This window comes from Arthrobacter sp. SDR-2R, assembly GCF_057747955.1.
Map to the genome: position 1 here is coordinate 320,947 of NZ_CM173231.1, position 18,479 is coordinate 339,425.

At 60.3% G+C, this 18,479-nt stretch carries 12 protein-coding genes and 1 pseudogene; 6 read left to right on the forward strand and 7 right to left on the reverse strand.

Annotated elements, in window-relative coordinates:
* Positions 1-66: 66 nt before the first annotated feature.
* From AC3ANU_RS01530 to AC3ANU_RS01560, 7 genes are all read right to left on the reverse strand, one after another.
* Positions 67-1,134, reverse strand: a complete 1,068-nt coding sequence (locus tag AC3ANU_RS01530; RefSeq protein WP_488315318.1) for a 2,3-butanediol dehydrogenase — start codon at positions 1,132-1,134, stop codon at positions 67-69.
* A gap of 1,006 nt (positions 1,135-2,140) precedes the next feature.
* Complete coding sequence (locus AC3ANU_RS01535; protein WP_488315319.1) at positions 2,141-2,650, reverse strand: nuclear transport factor 2 family protein; 510 nt, start codon at positions 2,648-2,650, stop codon at positions 2,141-2,143.
* Positions 2,647-3,399 (reverse strand): HpcH/HpaI aldolase family protein, encoded by a 753-nt coding sequence (locus AC3ANU_RS01540; protein ID WP_488315320.1) that lies wholly within the window; start codon positions 3,397-3,399, stop codon positions 2,647-2,649. Before AC3ANU_RS01540 ends, AC3ANU_RS01535 begins: the two co-directional genes overlap by 4 nt.
* 104 nt (positions 3,400-3,503) lie before the next feature.
* Positions 3,504-4,502 carry a PDR/VanB family oxidoreductase gene (locus AC3ANU_RS01545; protein ID WP_488315321.1) on the reverse strand — a complete coding sequence of 333 codons (999 nt, stop codon included), beginning with the start codon at positions 4,500-4,502 and terminating at the stop codon, positions 3,504-3,506.
* The gene (locus AC3ANU_RS01550; RefSeq protein ID WP_488315322.1) at positions 4,499-5,614 is read right to left on the reverse strand and encodes an amidohydrolase family protein; all 1,116 of its coding nucleotides are present in this window, start codon (positions 5,612-5,614) and stop codon (positions 4,499-4,501) included. Before AC3ANU_RS01550 ends, AC3ANU_RS01545 begins: the two co-directional genes overlap by 4 nt.
* The gene (locus AC3ANU_RS01555) at positions 5,615-5,992 is read right to left on the reverse strand and encodes a Rieske (2Fe-2S) protein (protein WP_488315323.1); all 378 of its coding nucleotides are present in this window, start codon (positions 5,990-5,992) and stop codon (positions 5,615-5,617) included.
* Positions 5,993-6,002: 10 nt separating this feature from the next.
* Positions 6,003-7,247: an amidohydrolase family protein gene (locus AC3ANU_RS01560; RefSeq protein WP_488315324.1), complete on the reverse strand. Its 1,245-nt coding sequence runs from the start codon at positions 7,245-7,247 to the stop codon at positions 6,003-6,005.
* A 182-nt stretch (positions 7,248-7,429) separates the two neighbouring features.
* Here AC3ANU_RS01560 and AC3ANU_RS01565 point away from each other — a divergent pair, with 182 nt between their 5' ends.
* From AC3ANU_RS01565 to AC3ANU_RS01590, 6 genes and pseudogenes are all read left to right on the forward strand, one after another.
* Positions 7,430-8,125 (forward strand): FadR/GntR family transcriptional regulator, encoded by a 696-nt coding sequence (locus tag AC3ANU_RS01565; protein ID WP_488315325.1) that lies wholly within the window; start codon positions 7,430-7,432, stop codon positions 8,123-8,125.
* 362 nt (positions 8,126-8,487) lie between these two features.
* A complete protein-coding gene (locus AC3ANU_RS01570) occupies positions 8,488-9,765 on the forward strand; it encodes a D-arabinono-1,4-lactone oxidase (protein WP_488315326.1) in 1,278 nt (425 codons plus the stop codon).
* 653 nt (positions 9,766-10,418) lie between these two features.
* Entirely contained in the window at positions 10,419-11,306 is an 888-nt protein-coding gene (locus AC3ANU_RS01575; RefSeq protein ID WP_488315327.1) for a zinc-binding dehydrogenase, read from the forward strand.
* Positions 11,307-12,018: 712 nt separating this feature from the next.
* The gene (locus AC3ANU_RS01580) at positions 12,019-14,850 is read left to right on the forward strand and encodes an FAD-binding and (Fe-S)-binding domain-containing protein (RefSeq protein ID WP_488315328.1); all 2,832 of its coding nucleotides are present in this window, start codon (positions 12,019-12,021) and stop codon (positions 14,848-14,850) included.
* Positions 14,851-15,287: 437 nt separating this feature from the next.
* The gene (locus AC3ANU_RS01585) at positions 15,288-16,028 is read left to right on the forward strand and encodes an SDR family NAD(P)-dependent oxidoreductase (protein ID WP_488315329.1); all 741 of its coding nucleotides are present in this window, start codon (positions 15,288-15,290) and stop codon (positions 16,026-16,028) included.
* Between the two features lie 645 nt (positions 16,029-16,673).
* A pseudogene (locus AC3ANU_RS01590) lies at positions 16,674-18,207 on the forward strand (IS1634 family transposase).
* Positions 18,208-18,479: the final 272 nt, after the last annotated feature.

Sequence of the window (18,479 nt, forward strand, 5' to 3'; positions counted from 1 at the left end):
TTGTGATGTGGATGAACCGGTTCTCCCGGCACTTTGCCGGCTGGTGGAGAGCTTTCCACCTGCGTCTTAGGAGGCAGCGTCTGGCCCGACCAAGATTTTGACCTCCGTCTGGCGCCCTTCTCCGAGGAGATGCTGGATGCCTGCGTCGAGGGCCTTTTCGAGGGGGATCTTGCTGCTGATCAGCTTCTCCGGCTGGATTCGGTGATCGGCGATCGCGGCGACAACCTCGGCAAAGTCGGCAGCCGTGTAGGCGAAGCTTCCAACCAGCCCTTTTTCAGTCATCAGGAAGATGTTCGGGTCTATTGCTACTTCGGAGTGAAAGTGGGCCACAATGACGCTCCGGCCGCCGGGGCGGAGTGCGTCGAGCGTTGGCTGCAGCGTTGGTTTGCCGACTCCTGACGCGTCGAAGGAAACGTCCACTCCAGCGCCGTCGGTAACGGTGCGCGCATATTCGTTGACGTCGACTTCGCGTGGATCGATCACGTCAGCGCCGAGTTCGCGGGCAAGCTCCTTGCGGGAGGCGCTAAGTTCGCTGATGATGACGCGGGAGGCGCCGACGGCGCGGAGGCATAGCAAGAGGCCCAAACCAATTGGACCCGCGCCGACAACGAGAGCGGTGGTGCCGTCCGCCGCACCGGACTGCTTGACAGCGTGCCATGCGACGGTGAGTGACTCGACCAGGGCACCTACTTCCGGGGTAATCCCCTCAGGGAGGACGAAGGTGTGGTCGGCCGGCACGACGACATACTCACTGAATCCGCCTCCCCATCCGTTGATACCGATAAAAGCATAGTTTTCGCAGAGGTTCGGGGTTCCTTTGAGACAGGCTGGGCAGGTGCCGTCCGCGAAGTTTGGTTGCACGGCTACAAGGTCGCCGATGTTGATACCGGTTACATCGTCAGCGAGCTCAGTGACGAAGCCTGAAAACTCATGACCCAGTGTCTTCGGTCCGGTCTCGTTCATGATGGGATTCGGCCAGTCGAGTGGCACAGGTGCGTGCTCGTAAAGTGCGAGGTCGGACCCGCATATCCCAGCCCACGCGATCTTTACCTTGACGGTTCCAGGACGTATCTGTGGCTGAGGGATCTCATCGAGTTTGGCTTGCTCCGGTCCGTGGATGCGCAGGGCTTTCATTTGATGTTCTCCTTATGGTGGGAAGGGTGGTTGGCGTAACCCAAAAAATTGAGGCGCATCCGGCATTGTTCCGGCTTGCACTCCGATGGCGAGACCACATCTGCTTGGCCGCGCAAGTCAGCGGGAATCCTACTCTTTTCTGTGCCCGATGAATCAAATGCGCCGAACTTCACGCTGCTCCGGGAAAAGAATCAGGGACGTGGAACCGGGTAACCGCAAGCTATCGCAGCAGCGCTTATGTTCGGCAGTTGTAAGTCTGAATCATTTTCTTGGTCCTCGTACCACCAGCCTGCCCAGGGGGCCGCTGTGAGAATTCCGCATGGGAATTGACTGTTGTCCATGTTTTGAACTGGCTTGCACTCACTGGTGAACGAAAAGAGACGCTGTGAATTCGTTGGCATGGCTGGACTCGTCTTTTCTAGTTCATACCCGGGTCGTCCGTCAGGGTACCCAGATCCTCTTCGTGGGGTTTCTACTTGTCAGGAGTTGAAGCGGGGTGGGTGCGATGAGGAGCTCGCAGCCACGTGACTCTTCGAGCATGCTTCTCTGCTCGGTCCCGTGTAGCTGATATCCAGGCCGCATGGCGGGAGCCAATGGCGTCTTCGACGATGCCTGTCCTGACGAACGTGCCGTTGAGCCAAACATCGACTTCGTGCCGAAGGAGCTTCGGCCAGTCCTGGCGGGTAGGCGCGATCGGCGGCTTGACCTTGGTCCTTCACAGCCTGGTCCCGTCACTGAAAGACGGAGTCAAAGTGCTGGTGCGGTACCGGTGTCTGAGGTTTGTCTTGGGCCCGTGCGTGCTTGCTGTGCAGAGCAGCAGTCATGCGTCGTTCCGTCTTTGACAGACACCTGTTGTTTTGTCGGCCGGCGGCCGTCTCTCCGCGCTTACCAGCATCTCCAGCGGACCGCATCCCTGAGCGGTGCGGACAGGGGCTCGGCCGGTAGGGGAAAAAGTCGCCAGATTTCCGAGTGCGGCGCTTTCTACGACGCCCAAGTCGTTGTCCTGTTAGAGCGCGCAGCGAGAGCTAGCGGCTGGGTCATTGGCCCCGCTTGGCACCTCCCCCTTGAGTACCGGTGTGATGTCGCGTTTGAACTGGGACCAGTTGCATTCGCTGGTATTCATGAAGTAGGGCTCCTCCATATATTGGACGAAGGTCCATCCGGAGGGGGTTGCCCGCAGGACAGCGGAGACGCGGGTGTGGGTCACGGCTTGGATGGAGCTTTCGACTCGGAGCATTTCCCACCGAAGCACGAAGACTGCGACGGCGATGTCGGCCGTCAGCTCCCGGCTGTGGAAACGCGGAAGATCAACGGCCACACGATTTATCCGTGATGCTGTCCGGGACAGGTGGGAGATGATTGCGGCGGAGCCCAGCAGTATATCGTCGAGCTCCTCGGCGATATAGGTTGCCTCGTGGTCCTCCTGCCAGAAGGAGTGCAGCGCCGCCACATCCAGGCGCGCCCATGCTTGTACATACCGCTCCAGTGCGGCTCGGACACTGATACGTTCATTCATCCCGGCATCTCCTGCTGAACCCCGTATGGGGAAAATCCAATTACCCTGTCAGAGGGAACTCCGCGCTCAACTTGGTCCAGTTCAGCTGAGGCCCCGCGCAGCAGGAGCACGTCCTGGCTGCCTAGTGTGAGCCGGGTGAATCCGGCCTCAAGATAGTCGGGGGCGAAGTCAGGGGCTCCACTGTGGACGGCGGCCTCCTTACCGCGTGCGGTTGCTGCTTTCGCAAGCAGGGCTACTGTCTGGAGGAAGCCGGACGTGGGAGGAAACTGCTGGTGGCCGTATCCGAGGGCGATACCGAGATCGGCCGGTCCCACGTAGATTCCGTCAATACCGGCAACCTCGAGGATCGCCTCGATGTTTGCCACAGCCTGAGCTGTTTCAATCATGACGAAACATCGTGCCCGGGACTGCAGCTCCGCGGGTGCGCGGCTGATGTCCGGGTGCACGGGGCCGTAACTGCGGTTGCCGTAGGGCGGGAAGCTGCATGCGGCTGCTGCTTCCCGGGCGTCGTCCGCGTTCTCGATCAGTGGCACAATGACACCGTCTGCCCCGGCATCGAGCACCCGGCCGATAAGTTCGGGCCGATTCCGCGAAACGCGCACGAGCGTGGGGGTGGTGCCCAGGGAAGTGGCGTTGAGGATGTTTGCCACGTGTGTCTCGTCGAGCACCGAGTGCTGGCAGTCGATTCCGACGTAGTCGAATCCGCTGGAACGCAGGATTCTAAGTGTGTGCGCGGATCCTTCTGTCATCCAGACACCTAGGGAAGGGCGGTCCGTGGGTGATGGTCTGGTTGCTGGCGCTGGCATGGATAAGTCCTTGCTGTGATGGGTTGTTCAGAATGTGGGTTGCTTATTCACAGGTCAAGGGTCAGCCTGGGCGTTTTGGAACGGGAGACACAGATCATCATCCGGTCTCCTTCCTTCTGCTCGATGTCGCTGAGGACGCTGTCGCGGTGGTCGGCGACGCCGGCCAGGATTCGCGTCTCGCAGGTGCCGCACATGCCCTCTTCGCAGGAGCTGAAGACCATGACGTCCGTCTTTTCCCGGAGCACTTCCATGATGGTGGAGTCGGCCGGGACCTCCAGCACGACCCCGCTGGCGCTCAGTTCCACCTCGAAGGCGGTGTCGGGGTCATGCTCGATCACCTTGGGCGAGAACCGTTCGAACTGTAGGGCGCCGGGCGCCAGTGTCCCACTATTGGCCTCCACGGCTTTGAGCATAGGTTCGGGGCCGCAGCAGTAGACCAGGGTTCCCGGTTCCAGGCTGGACAGCAGCTCGCCCAGGGGCATGAACCCGCGTTCGTCCTCGGGGTAGAACTCGACCTTGTCCTCTGACCCGTGGAACTGGTCGGTGAAAGCCATGCTGGTGGCAGTGCGGCCTCCGTAGAACAGCCTCCAGTTCGCCCCGCTGTTCCGGGCGGCAGCAATCATGGGGAGGATCGGGGTGATGCCAATGCCCCCCGCGATAAACAGGTAATTGGCCGCCTCCACGAATTCAAAGTTGTTGCGGGGCGCGCTAATTGTGAGAGTGGCGCCGGGGTGGAGTTCATCGTGGATGAACTTTGAACCTCCACGGCTGTTGGGTGCCAGCAGTACGCCAATCCGGTAGGTGGTCCTGTCCGAGGGGTCGCCGCAGAGAGAGTACTGTCGGAGCTGGCCGTTACTGGTGAAGACGTCAATGTGGGCGCCCGGTTCCCAGGCTGGCAGTTTGGAACCATCCGGGCGCTCCAGCACCAACTCTGCGACCCCTTCCGCTGGTGCACGCTTCGATGCGACGATCACCGCGAGGGTTTTGTTGTCCTCTTGCCAGAGGCCGTCTGCGTCTGCGGGTGCGTTGTGTACGTTGAGGCTCATACTGGTGCTCCAAGGGTGCTCAGCAATTTGTGGTTGCCGATCTGGGACAGGCGGGGGGCGTAAAGGGACAGCGCGTTGTCGAAGAGGATCTTCGAGGTCTGCTCCGGGGTGAGGCCCCGGGGCAGCTCACCGGGCGTCATTGTCGTCCAATGGGGGTAGTTGCTGCCGTAGACCAGCAGATCCGCCGCCCTGCTCATGTCGTACCAGTCAGACGCGTCGATGTCCTCCGGGGGTCCCTCCAGCTGGTTCGTGCGGAAGACGAAGTGCTCTAGGTACTTCCCCGGCTCCTTCGTCATCCATGGCACTTCATGGCGGCTGATGGCGAAGTCGATGTCCATGCGCCACATCAGGGTCATGGAGAGGTCGTGGCCGCCGTCAGCGAAGATGATCTTCAGGTTGGGCAGCCGTTCGAAGACACCTTCCATCACGAAGCTTGCGGCATGGTAGACGAAATTCGAGGATTCCTGCGCGGCGTAGGAAATGTGCTTGCGCGGGTATCCGACGATGGTGGGCTTGAGGTTCGCTGCAGCACCTCCGTCGGAGTGGACGGCGATCGGGAGACCGTACTGGTGGGCGGCTTCCCAGATGGGGAAGTAGTTCCGCTGCCCGTAGGGCCGCAACGCGTCCAGCGGGACACCGACCTGTACCATCGCCGGGTGTTCCCCCCACTTGTGGATTTCCCGCACTGCGGCGTCCGGGTCGGAGGGATTCACGCGGATCGTCCCGACGAAGCGTTTACCATGCTCGGGGTCGGCGAGCCAGGTCGCGCTGAGCCATTCGTTTGTGGCCGCGCACAGGACGGTGGACATGTCCTGGTCCGGTTGCGGGCCACGGGTGAGTGGGTTCAGCACGCCCAGCACGGTGCCGTCGCTGTCCATCTTCTCGATGACCTTCGCAATTGAGGATCCTGAGAGTGTGATGTCGTCGGTGCGTGCAGAGTCCAGGTACTCGCCGTAGGGCGGGATCCCGGTCGGGGCGGAGTAGAGCTGGCGAAGGATCCCGGGGAAGTGGCGCTTGCTTTTCCAGGGTTCAGGCATCCAAGCATGCGGCTCGAGTTCGGTCTTCCAGAACGGGGTGATGTTGGTGTCAATGACGCGGGGGGCAGTAGACATTTAGGCGATTCCAATCAGTACAACGTTGTCGTCCTCGACAACGACTTCGTAGGTGCGGACACGCATCTTTGCTGCGACCGCATTTCCGTTTTCCAAGTCAAACTCCCACCCGTGCCAAGGGCATTTGATCAGCTCGTTCTCCCGGCCGTATTCAATCGAATAGGGTTCCTTTCCGGCGGTCGTCTCGCCGGTGAGGTTGCCAAAGCACATAGGTCCGCCGCGGTGGGGGCAGTAGTTGACGATGGCCGTGTATTCTCCATTGATGTTGTACACGCCGACGCCGAATTTCCCCACGGGTACCAGGCGCATCGATCCCGGTGGCAGCTCCTCGACTTTTGCCACGATGGTTCGGAGCCCGCTCTTTTGAGTCTCAGTCATCTCATGGCTCCTAGTCTGCTGCGATGAAGTCGTTGTGGGAGACCGAGCTCTTAATCCGCTGGACGCCGGTTTCATCGGCCATCTTTGACTTGTAGCGCGTCATGGCATCCGCGTTTACGTCCAGTGCGTCGACCGGGCGGGTCTTGGGCAGCCCGTAGAGCTCGATCGCGTTGCCACTGAGGACCTTGTCGCGCCAGGCGGCGGGGAATCGGCTGCCGACGAAGCGGGGATCGTCGTAGTCCCAGTGCGGATAGTCGCTGGAGAACATCAACATGTCCTCCCCGCCCACGAGCTCGATGAGCCGCATCAGGTGGCGGGGGTTCTCGGGCTCCTCGAGAGGCTGGGTGGTGATACGCAGCTGTTCGCGGGCGTATTCGCTCGGGCGCCGGCGTACGTTGGGGATCTCAGTCTTGAGGGCATCCCAGTAGCGGTCCATACGCCACAGGGTCGGGGCGGCCCAGGTGAATCCGCCCTCGACAAAGACCACGCGCAGGTCAGGGAGTTCCTCGAAGACACCGTCAAAGATCAGGCTGTTGAGGTGGGACACGTAGTACATCGACCACGATCCCATGGCCTCAATGTGGTAGGAACTGTAACCCACTGGCGTCATCGACTGCATCGAAGATTCCCGGGTGATGTGCATGCCCACCGGCAGTCCGTGCTTGGCGGCAGCCCGAAAGACCGGACGGTACATTGGATGGCCCGCTGCTTCGGTGAGAACCTCCGGAGCAAACTGCACCTGGCAGAAGTAGGGGTGACCCGCCCACTTCTCGATCTCCCGTACTGCAGCGTCCGGGTCACCTGGGGAGACACGGATTCCTGCACGGTAGCGCCCATGCCAATTATTTTCCGGGCCGAGCCATAGCCGATTGATGTACTCATTGGTCGCTGTTGCACGGGCGGATTCCCACTCGGGATCCCACCACTTCCCCCGGGTCAGGGGCAGCAGGATCGCGTAATCCGTGCCCGATTCCTGGAAAACCTGTTCCGCGTAGAGCGTCCTGTCCTGACCCGGGCGGTTACCTGGCGTCACCGCATCGGCACGCGCTGCGGTCGGAGGAGCGTAAAACAGGCGTGTGTTCTCGATGTCGTTGATGCGTGCGGCATTTTTGTAGTACCGCGTCCGCCAAGGTTCGGGGATGTACTCAACCATGTCTGCGACCCAGATGTCCGGATGCGTATCTGTGTCAACGATGCTTACCGGTTTGTGGTCGCCGATTTGGAGACCACCGGCGGTGGATGCTGTTTCGAGCATAAAATCCTGGCTCCTTTGCGCTGGAAAAATAGGCTTCTATATAAACCTTCGGCCTTGCTAGATCGGCCTTGTGATAGACAACACTAGCGCCTATGCTGGTAAATAAAAGGAACCTAATTAGAGGTGGAACAAGTTTGGAAAATCATCCCAGTCAAAAAGTCGGATGGAGTGTTGCCGGGCGCTTGATCGAGGAGGTCCGTGGGGCTGGCTGGCCTCTGGGTAAGAATCTGGGGAGTGAACCGGAGCTGATGCAGCGTTACTCCGTCAGCCGAGGCGTGCTGAGGGAAGCCATCCGACTCGTGGAGCAGCAGGGAATAGCCGAGATGCGACGGGGCCGCAGCGGAGGTTTGATCGTCCGGGAGCCAGATGACAGCGGAGTTGTCACCTCGATGATCAACTACCTGATGTTCAGGCGGGTAACGCCCGCGCACCTGCTCGAAGCCCGTCAGGTAATCGAGCTTTCCCTCATTCCCCGGATCGTGGACCGGATGAACAATGAGAACGAACGGCGCATCCTTGCATTCCTCAAGGCCGAATCCTCCGCGGCGGCTCTTACGCCCGAGCGGACCGTTGGCGCACGCTCCAGAGGCTTTCACACTCTGTTGGGGTCCCTAACAGGAAATCCCGCCCTTGAACTGTTCGTCAGATGCCTGGAAGCGCTCGTAGCAAGGGAGTACTACGCTCGCCAGCGGCAAGATATGCAGGAGTTCCACGCCAAGGTCCACGACAAACATGTGGAAATCGCCACCGCTCTTATCGCCAAGGACGAGCCGTTGGCGCGCCGGCTGTTTTCAGAGGCCCTGGAGATGACCGCACCGCTCTACAGTAACGGTGGGACGGAGCCGCTCACACCCTGGACCTCGGAAGCCACCGGCTAACAGCCAGCTTTTCGCGTCCCACCCAGGTCAAAACATGGTCTCTCAATATAGGAACCCCAATAGTGGACTTTCCCCAAGCCTCTGCTGTCTTCTGCTAATCGCATGCCGATTTTTGGCGCGGTTACCTTCCTGCGCGGGCCATAACCACGTAAGCGCAGCGAATTCCCGACGAGTCCAATTAAGTGCCCTCTTTCCTTATTGACGCGGATTACCCGCTGTCCATATGGTGAGTGGCACCACATGGTGAAGATTTTCGATAGTGATCAACAGGGCCGCACTGCCGTCTGCGAGCAACACACCCTGACTGCAATACCTTTCGGAAACCCGCCAGGCACTCTCCCCCAACGACGTGAAGGGTTGCAATGATGATCCAAACCAACCTGTCCCCTACCGTGGACCTAACTCCCTCTTACCGGCAATGGCAGAACTGGGCCGGCAACCAGCGCTCCACGCCCACATACACCAGCACACCCGAAACCGAACAGGATTTCGTTGACACGGTGCGTTTCGCACTCAAGCAGGGCCTGAGCATTCGGCCCATGGGCTCCGGGCTGTCGTTCTCGCCCCTTGTACAGACCGGCAGCGTCCTCCTTGACACTTCCCGCTACACCGGCATCACAGGAGTCGACTCCGCGAAGCACCGTGCACGGGTCAAGGCCGGCATGGTCGTCAAAGAGATGCTTCAGAAGCTGTGGGATCTCGGGCTATCCATGGAAAACCAAGGAGGCATCCGAGCTCAGTCCATAGCCGGCGCACTTTCCACCTCAACCCACGGGACAGGCAAGGACCTCCGGAGCCTTTCTTCACAGATGACGTGGGTTCGACTGGTCAACGGTGAAGGGGAGATCGTTGAAATTGATGAGTCCACCCCCGATCTCCTTCACGCTGCCCAAACCGCGATGGGGACCATGGGCGTGTTCCTGGAGGTGGAACTGCAACTCGTCCCCCGTTACTACATGGCAGAAAACCTCTCCTATATTCCATGGGCCGATGCACGCCGGACGTGGCACGAGGATCTGCAAAACAACCGGCACCATTCACACTTGTGGTTCCCCACGGATAACTCCCCCGGCCTCTATGGCATCCCTGCAGACCCCCGCCTGCCCGCAGCGAACACCAGCCTGGTCTTCCAGTTCAATCCCATCGTGATCAACGATGAGTCGGAGTTGGACCCCACCACATATGGAGCCCGGCGTGACCGGGCGTACCAGATTCTCTCCGGCGACAATCTGCCCCCCGTGTTCGACGAGCTCGAATACAACGTCCCGATCGAGAACGCGGAAGAGGCCGTAGCTGCGGTCCAGGAACTCTTCTACTCCACGCACAACGGCCAGGAAAATCCCATGTTCGTTCGGTTCATCAAGGGCGACGAGGCGTTCATGTCCCCCTTCTACAAGCGCGACGCGGCAACCATCTCCGTATCGAGCGCCCCGAACACCAACTACTGGCCGTTCTTCCAAGACGTCGACCGCATCCTGTCGCAGTGGGATGCGCGGGCACATTGGGGAAAGCTTCACCTCATGACGCGTGAACGACTCGAATCGCTCTACCCCAAGTTCGGTCACTTCTCCGACATTCGCAAACAGTTCGACCCCCAGGGTGTGTTCCTCAATGACCATCTGCGCTCTCTGCTGACATAACGCACAGTTGCCAGGGTTGCCTGCCCGCGGCGCGTTCATGACGCCCGGCGGCAACGACGCCCGGAGCAGCCCAGGGAGGCTTCTCCGAACCTCAGCAAGGTGGTGGAGTCGGTCGGAGACTTATTGACTCCTTATCTTCCCCGGCATTCTGGCAGCTTTTGTCGAAGCAGGGCCTTGACATGCCCTCGTCCCACGCATAACTAATTCATTTGATTTGTTGGAGCTTGGCCCCGCAGCATTGATCTTCGTCTCGCTGATCGCGGTCCGAATCGAGAGGTGCCCGTCGGGCCGTCGCGGCGCCCTGACCCGTCTGAAACGGTCAGCTTGCAGCCCCGATGAAGTAAGCCACTTCTTACCCCTACGCCGTGGTCCTAGGGCGAATCTGTGCAGCCCCCTCGCTGATGAGTGCAGGGGATCAATGAACCTGGTTTGGAACCGCGTTTCATCCCTGACCAAAGTCATTTTTAGTTGCGAAACCCATGAGAAGTACCAAATCCGAACGCCTAAACAGGCGAAATAAGAACGAAGGTGCAAGCATGCTTTCTAGTGAGATTGATAGCACATACCCATCTGAATATACGGCCGCTGTTCCCGGCGCTCACGGCCAAATGACTACTAGGACGTTTAGAACACCGAGCCCCGACAAGGGAGAGGTGCTAATCAAGGTGGATCGGGCAGCCGTGTGCGGTAGCGACCTTCACGCCCTGTACGAGGGCCTGGGATCGTTGATCGCCCGAGATGAACCGTTACCGGGAACTCCGGGCCACGAGGGCGTAGGCACAGTCGTCGAGTCCCGCTCGGAAAAGTACGCCGTCGGCGACCGCGTTCTTGTTCTTCAACTTGGTACTTACGCCGAATACATGGTTGCGAAAGAGACGGCCCTGGTTGAGTTGCCCGATGATCAGCCTTTCGACCGGATGGTTATGGCCCAGCAACTCGGAGTCACACTGTACGCCATGGAACGATTCTGGCCGGACAGCGAGCCCGGACGTGTAGCCACAATTATCGGCGCCGGACCCATCGGTCTGTTTTTCTTGCAATTAGCGCGCATGTGGGGATTCGAACAAATAGTGGTCTCGGATCCAGAGCCGAGTCGCCTCGCGGCAGCCAAAAAACTAGGTGCTACGGTCACTATTCAAAGCTCCGAGCAGTCAGTAGTCGAGGCCACACATGAAATTAGCAATGGTAAAGGGGCTGACTTGGTCATTGAAGCCGCCGGCCTTGACTCTGCACGTTCCCAGGCAATCGAATGCGTTCGGACCTATGGACGAATTGGCTATTTCGGTTATCCCGAGGCCTCCGGGATGGCTGAATTTCCCTACAACACAGCCTTCTGGAAAGGGCCGATCTCGATTGAATTCGTCATAAATGCTCAGGGCGTCGCAGGCTTGCCACATTTTCATAAAGCAGTCGATTTAATCGCGACGGGCAAGATCGAGGTTGACTATCTATTGGGCCAGGAGTTCAGCCTCCCTGAGATCGATGAGGCCTTCAAAGCGGCCAGGAACCGCCAGTTCATCAAAGTCCAGGTCGTGTCTTAGCAGAGTCTAATATTTCACGAGGTGACACTCGTAAGTAGTTTGGGCACGGTACTGTCCGGCGAGTAAATCATTGCTGGCTCTGAGCCTTCGGACCGGTAAGGCTCAGAGCCAACACCCAGCTACCCACAGGTTATCCGGATCCCCCGGCCCCCATGACTCTCCTGTCGTCCGAACGCCTCCTTCCGGACCAAATTCCCGGCGGAATATCCACCTCCGGTCTGGCGCAGCTGACCATCATCAAAGCCGACACAGGTCGATGTGGAGCGAATAGACATCTGCCCCCTGACCCGACGAGGGAACACAACAAGAACGAACGCGCCCAGACCCGGCCGGTCCGGGCGCGGTCACGACGACAAGCGCTTGGCCAGATCCCGGCTGTGCCTAAGGAGAGTGCCCCGGTGCAGCGAGGCACGAGACTGGGAGGCACTTGCTGGATATCTGTAAGCCTGCGCATTCCCAACCTGGCGTTCGCCGGTGTTGGAGCCCTCCAGCTCCTCACATCACTAGAGTCGTCATCGCTTTGATTGGCGTAGTCACCGTGTCATATGGCCCAAGACTCCAAGGCGTCCGCCTGCATCCTCGGCATCGTAACCAGGGAGCGCTGAACTCGCGCCCGGGAACACCGGACTGAAATTTCGTTCGGCCACAATCACCTGTAACAACCGGCGGCAGCAGAAACGAACCTCGTTGTCAGTCCGCTCTAGGAGAAGACATGACGTCCATCGAACTACGCGAAGACCTGACGACGCGAATTGCTTACGTTTCAGACGCTTCAATCTATCGGCGCGTGCCTGCCGCCGTGATCGAACCCGCCTCCGTTGAGGACATACGCGATGCCCTTCGCCTCGCTAGGGACCGTGGCTGGTCCGTTACCTGCCGCGGGGGTGGCACCTCAGTGGCAGGCAACGCCATTGGTGACGGGCTCATCATCGACACGAGCCGGCACTTTAACCAAATTCTCTCCATTGACCCGAAGGCCCGCACAGCACGCGTGCGCCCGGGAGTCGTGTGCGACACGCTACGGGATGCGGCTGAACAGTTTGGACTCACTTACGGCCCGGACCCTTCAACGCATTCCCGCTGTACGGTCGGCGGGATTTTCGCCAACAACGCCTGTGGTTCTCACTCAGTCGCCTGGGGCACAGCCGCCGATAATATCGTCTCCCTCAAACTGATGCTGGCTGACGGCCGCGAGATAGAAATCGGTGCCGGCTACTGCAGCGATCCGGTGATCGAGGACAATCTCAAACGGCTCCGCGACGACTACCTCAGCGTCCTGCGAACTGAGTTGGGCCAATTCGCCCGGCAGGTATCCGGCTACGGGCTTCACCACCTGCTCCCTGAGAACGGCTTCAACGTAGCCCGGGCCATAGCCGGGACCGAAGGAACCTGCGGGGTAATCACAGAGTTGACGGTGCGGCTCGTCGAGCGCCCGCGGGCCACCGCCTTGGCGGTCCTGGGGTTCTCTGATATCTTCGCCGCCGCGGCAGCGGCACCTCGTCTCCGACAGCCCGGCGTGTACACGGTCGAAGGAATGGGGGCCGACCTCCTGTCCGCCCTTCGTTCACGACCGGGCCAGTCAGCTGCAGGATCGGAACTGCCTACGGGTGGGGGCTGGCTTTATGTGGAGGTCGGTGGTGACACTCCCGAGGTCGCCGGTAATGCCGCCCGGGCACTGGTCGGCGAACTTGCCCGGGACGGACGAATCGTCGACTCCGTGGTGGTGACGGAGCACACTCAGGCACGTGCGCTGTGGCGGATCCGCGAAGCCAGCGCCGGGATTGTCACGCGGCTGCCCGACGGCGGCGAAGCCTGGCCCGGGTGGGAGGACTCCGCCGTGCCGCCGGAGCATCTGTCCGACTACCTGCGCGATCTGTACAAGATCCTGGACTCTCACGGCCTGCGCGGCATCCCGTTCGGCCACTTCGGCGAAGGCTGCGTGCATATCCGGCTCGACTTCAGCCTCGGATCCGAAGAAGGCGTCGTCGGCTACCGGAAGTTCATCGAGGAAGCCGCCGCCCTGGTGGCCCGGTATGGCGGGTCCGTCTCCGGTGAACACGGCGATGGGCGCGCACGCTCGGAACTGCTGCCGATTATGTACTCAACCGAAGCTCTGACGGCCTTCGCACGGTTCAAAGGCATCTTCGACAACGAGGACTTCTTCAATCCTGGCGTCCTTGTAGACCCGGAGCCGATTGACCAGGGCATCCGTCCAGGCCCTGGAAACCGCACCTTTGAATTGACTCCCGTACACGCCTTCAGCCACGATAGCGGATCGTTCGCGGGTGCCACGAACCGCTGCGTCGGCGTAGGCCTTTGCCGCTCCGATATGGGTTCCATGTGCCCGTCCTACCAGGTGACCCGGGATGAGGTCCATTCCACCCGTGGCCGGGCACGGGCGCTGGCGGAGATGCTGCGCGGGGAATCGGTGACTGACGGCTGGCGGTCCAAGGAGACCTTGGAGGCACTGGACTTGTGCCTGTCCTGCAAGGCCTGCTCCTCCGAGTGCCCCGTCAATGTGGACATGTCCACATACAAGGCCGAATTCCTCCACCACCATTTCAAGGGCCGCCTCCGCCCAATGGCCCACTACGCGATGGGATGGCTGCCGCTGACGTCACGCCTGCTGGCGGCTATCCCTGGTGCCGCCCGGTTCGCCAACTGGATCCTAGCGTTCCGCCCGGTGGAAGAGCTGGTCAAGCATCTCGCCGGCATCGAACCCAAGCGCCGCATGATCCACTTCGCACCCCAAAGCTTGCGAAAGTGGTTTAGGAAGCGGTCTGCCTCCGTAGCGCAGCCGGTAGACCCGGGACAACCCACCGTGATGCTGTGGCCGGACACGTTCAACAACTTCAATACGCCCGACGTTGGACAGGCGGCTGTCGAGGTCCTGGAGGCCCTGGGATACCGCGTACTCCTCCCGGAAGGACAAGTGTGCTGCGGCCTGACATGGCACTCCACCGGGCAATTGGATATGGCCAAGCGCGTCATTACCCAGACCCTGGATTCGCTGGGGTCGGCCCTAGACGCCAATATGCCGATCATCGGACTTGAGCCCTCCTGCACTGTAATGCTCGCGGACGAGATCACAGAACTCCTGCCTGATGACCCAAGAGCGGCCAAACTGGCCCGTCAGGTGGTGACGCTGGCGGACGTCGTGGCAGGTCACCAGGGACCCTGGCCATTCGGCGAAATCAACATCAAGGCCATATCCCAAGTGCACTGCCACCAAGAAGCGAAGGGTTCCTATGATCCCGACAAGGCGGTACTGCAAAAGCTCGGAGTTGACACAGACATCATCGGCTCCGGCTGTTGTGGGCTCGCCGGTAATTTTGGTTTCGAACCGGGACACTGGGACGTGTCACAGGCACTCGGCGAACGCGAACTCTTCCCAAAGGTGCGCGAAAAAGACGAAGCCACAATCGTGTTAGCCGATGGGTTCTCCTGCCGCACGCAGGTGACACAAGGCACCGGAGTAGATGCGAGTCACCTGGCCGAAGTTCTCAAGTCGGCGCTGAACCAGAAAACCGTTCAATCCGACTGAACTGCCCGCACCAGACCGAGGTTGCGGCAACATGAAACTCCTCGGTTGCTTCGGACATTTGGCGCGTGCTGTTGGCTTTCAGTGGCAATCCAGGGTGCGGGATGAGTCCGGCACCGCTTTTGCCCACGACAAGCCCACCCTGTCCCGTCTTCTGCACATCCCCAGCCATCACCCTCGCCCGCGTCCCAACTCCCCCTCGACCGGGCACCTGAAGCCACACTCCCAAAGCAGGCAGGGCCGGCGCCTAAGGGATGACTCATCAAAAGACGGCTACGCCGCTCATTAGATTGCCCGACGACTTCCCGCACCTACCATCACGTTAATTAGGTTCCTTTTATTTTGCCGCGCAAACGCTAAAATCGTAAACGTCAAGGCTAATTTTGTCGGCTTAGGATTAAAATAGCAGCCTATTTTTTAACGCAAAGGAGCGATTGATTATGGCAAGGTTCGCAGGCAAAGTGGCACTCGTGACGGGAGCAGCGTCTGGTATCGGGGAAGCGATAGCGAGGAGGCTTCACGCAGACGGCGCGACAGTGATCATCGCGGATGTGTCCAACGCCCGTGACGAAATCGCGGGGTCCTTGGGAAAGAGGGCGGTTGCACGAAGGCTTGATGTCGCCGATGAAGCAGATGTGCGCGCCACGGAGGAATGGGTCCTGGCGGAGTACGGCAAGCTGGACATTCTTGCCAACAACGCCGGTATTGGCGGGGCTCGGGCACTCACGCACGAGTATCCGGTCGAAGAATTCGACAGGGTGATGGCGATCAATGTCCGTGGACAGTTCCTGGTTCTCCAGGCCGGGCTGCGGCTGATGCTGACCAATGGTGGCGGGGCTATCGTGAATACGGCGTCCGTTGGCGGGTTCCGCGCTACCCCGAACTCGATTGCGTACATAGCTTCGAAAGGTGCCGACGTGATGCTCACCCGCACTGCCGCACTGGAGTACGCCCAACAGGGAATCCGAGTAAACGCGGTCGGGCCGGGTACAATTGCCACGCCAATTCTTGCGAATGCTCCGGAATCGTTTGTCGAGATGCTGGAGTCGCAGGTACCGCAGGGAAGGCTCGGCCGAGCGGAGGAAGTCGCCAACGTGGTTGCATTCCTCGCCGATGACGAGCAGGCCTCTCACGTGACCGGACAGGTTTGGCTCGTCGACGGCGGCCGCTCGGCCAGCTAACCCAGCAGGCAAACTATCGCGGCGACGCCACGGGATGAATGGCCACGGCCCCGGAAGTCCCCTTAAGGGCTTGCCGCCTTACCCTGGGCTTTCGATGTCGTCCCAACGCTTGGGCGTCGAAGCAGCATGGCACCACTGCAGACCTACAACCACCCCGTCCCGGCTCATGCGCTCCCGGTGGGAGGAAAGCCACTTCCGAAGGACGAGCCCGCGGTGATGCCGGGAACCGGCACCTACACGAAGGTGGTTTAGCTACCTCGAACGGCGCGATCCCCCGCGAACTCTCCGGCTGGTGCTGGTCCCGGACAACCGGAAACCCGACAACACGGCAATCACTTCTAACTTCCGGCCTCTCAAGGAAAGGAAAAGGCCCGGAGGCAACCTAGACAGTTGTTACATTTCAGCGCGTGGAGTAAACCCGAGGTATTGCTATGGTCACCTCCTCAAACAAGGTCACGATTGACATTCCTTGACCAGCGGTAACCTCCAGCCGACCACATCGCCATGCGGTAACCAACCAGCGAAATAACAGGTGACTTGGCTCACGGGTCATTGCCTCGCTCAATGACAACCGGCTGACCTGCAAAGATGTCAGCTTTGGGGCGGTTTCTCACGCACTAATGGGTGTTGTTTTAGTGTCTCCGTATGGCATTCATCAGGAGGGTACGGACGGCCTCCGGTGCGACGGGGTGCAGATTGTGGAGTATCTGCGGAGCCGTCATCGGATCGTCGAGCAAGTGGGCTCGGCGCCATACGGAGGCCGAGCTCGGCGTGCTGCTCCAGCGCGCCCGTGAGCTGCTGGAGAACCCTGCCTAGGGCGTCCTCGAGCTTGGGGTTGAGCCCAGCCGCCGGTGAAAGGCCTAATAGGCCATCCAAGTGACCCGGGGCCTGCGCGAGATTGTGTGTTCCGGGACCTGTTGATGCTCGGGTCGTGGAACGAACCTACCTGCTCGATACCGGGAGGGTTCTGCGGGACCTTGGCAAGGACCGTGCCAGCTACGCCACGATGAAGCGCATCCTTGGCCGCGCCGCCACCGCGAAATACCGGGACCGGGTCGCGACCTGGTGCTTTGACCATCCCAGTACCGACGGCAACACGTCCTTAGTGCCTTATGACGCGTCACGACGCTGTATTTCGAGGCGGAGAAGGAAGACGAGGTGCGCAAGATGGGCTATTCCAAGGAACGCTCCGTCGACCCGCAGATCGTATTCGGTCGGCTCGTGGACCGCCGTGGGTTTCCGCTGGCGATCCGCTGCTTCGAAGGCAACAAAGCCGAGACAGCAACCATGATCCCTATCATCAAGCAGTTTTAGGCCGCCACGGCGTGGCTGACATGGTCGTCGTCGCCGACGCCGGCACGCTCTCCGCGGGGAACCTAGGGGCGCAGGACAGGCGAACGTGCGGTTCGTCGTTGACTCCTGGGTGACGAAGGCGCCGAACGACCTGGCCTCGCACTTCCCGTGGCACAGCCACGCGTTCACTGACGGGCAGCTGCTCGATACCATCACCCCCATGACCGGCACAAGAACGAAAACGACCCCGCCCTCCGCCTGTCGAACCCGTCTGGGACCCAGAACAGCACTCGGGATCGCGGTGGGCAGTGTGGGCCTACTCCCGAAAGCGGCGGTCCATGACTACAAAACACTCACGGCCCAGGAGAACCGTGCACGGAGGTCATCGAGGTCCAGAAAGCCTCCCGGACCACCAGGTTCGTCAAGACCTCTCGTGGGCCGCGCAGCCTCTATGAGGAATCGCTGGCCCGTGCCCGGCAACTGGTCGGCTTGAAGGACTACCTGACGAATATCCCCCGAGACGCCGGGGAAGTCATTGGCTCGTACCACGAACTGTGGCACGCTGAGCAGTCCTTCCGAATGAGCAAAACAGACCTGTGGAGCCACGCCCACGTTCCACCGCATACCGTGACGCGATCGAGGCGCCCCTGACCATCGTGTTCACAGCGCTTGCCGTCTCCCGGACCGTCCAGACAGGACAGGAATCGCCGTAAGTAACATCATCAAACGACTCCGGCCACTGGGCTCAGCAACCATCGACATCAACGGCAGCACTCAGATATTCGTCCCAGCTTCGACGCCGAGCAGCAGGCGATTATGGATGCCATCACAGCCCGAAACTCGGGTACTAAGCAACTGTGCCAAGTCAGGGCAATCACCCTTCTGACTTCTGCCCGCTCAAGGGAAGGAAAAGGCCCGGACGCACCTTAGGACAGTGTTACATTGCAGCGCGTCGAGTAAATCCGAGATACAGCTCTGGTCACCTCACCAGGGTCACGACCGACATTCCGAGACCAGCGGTAACCTCCAGCCGAACACATCGCCATGCGTAACCAACCCGCTGAAGTATCAGTTTGACCGCGCCAACGACCACTCCCCTGTCCCGGCAAACAAAGGGAAGCCAGCCCCGGTTCTCCCCCCGGACTGGCTTCCCCATGT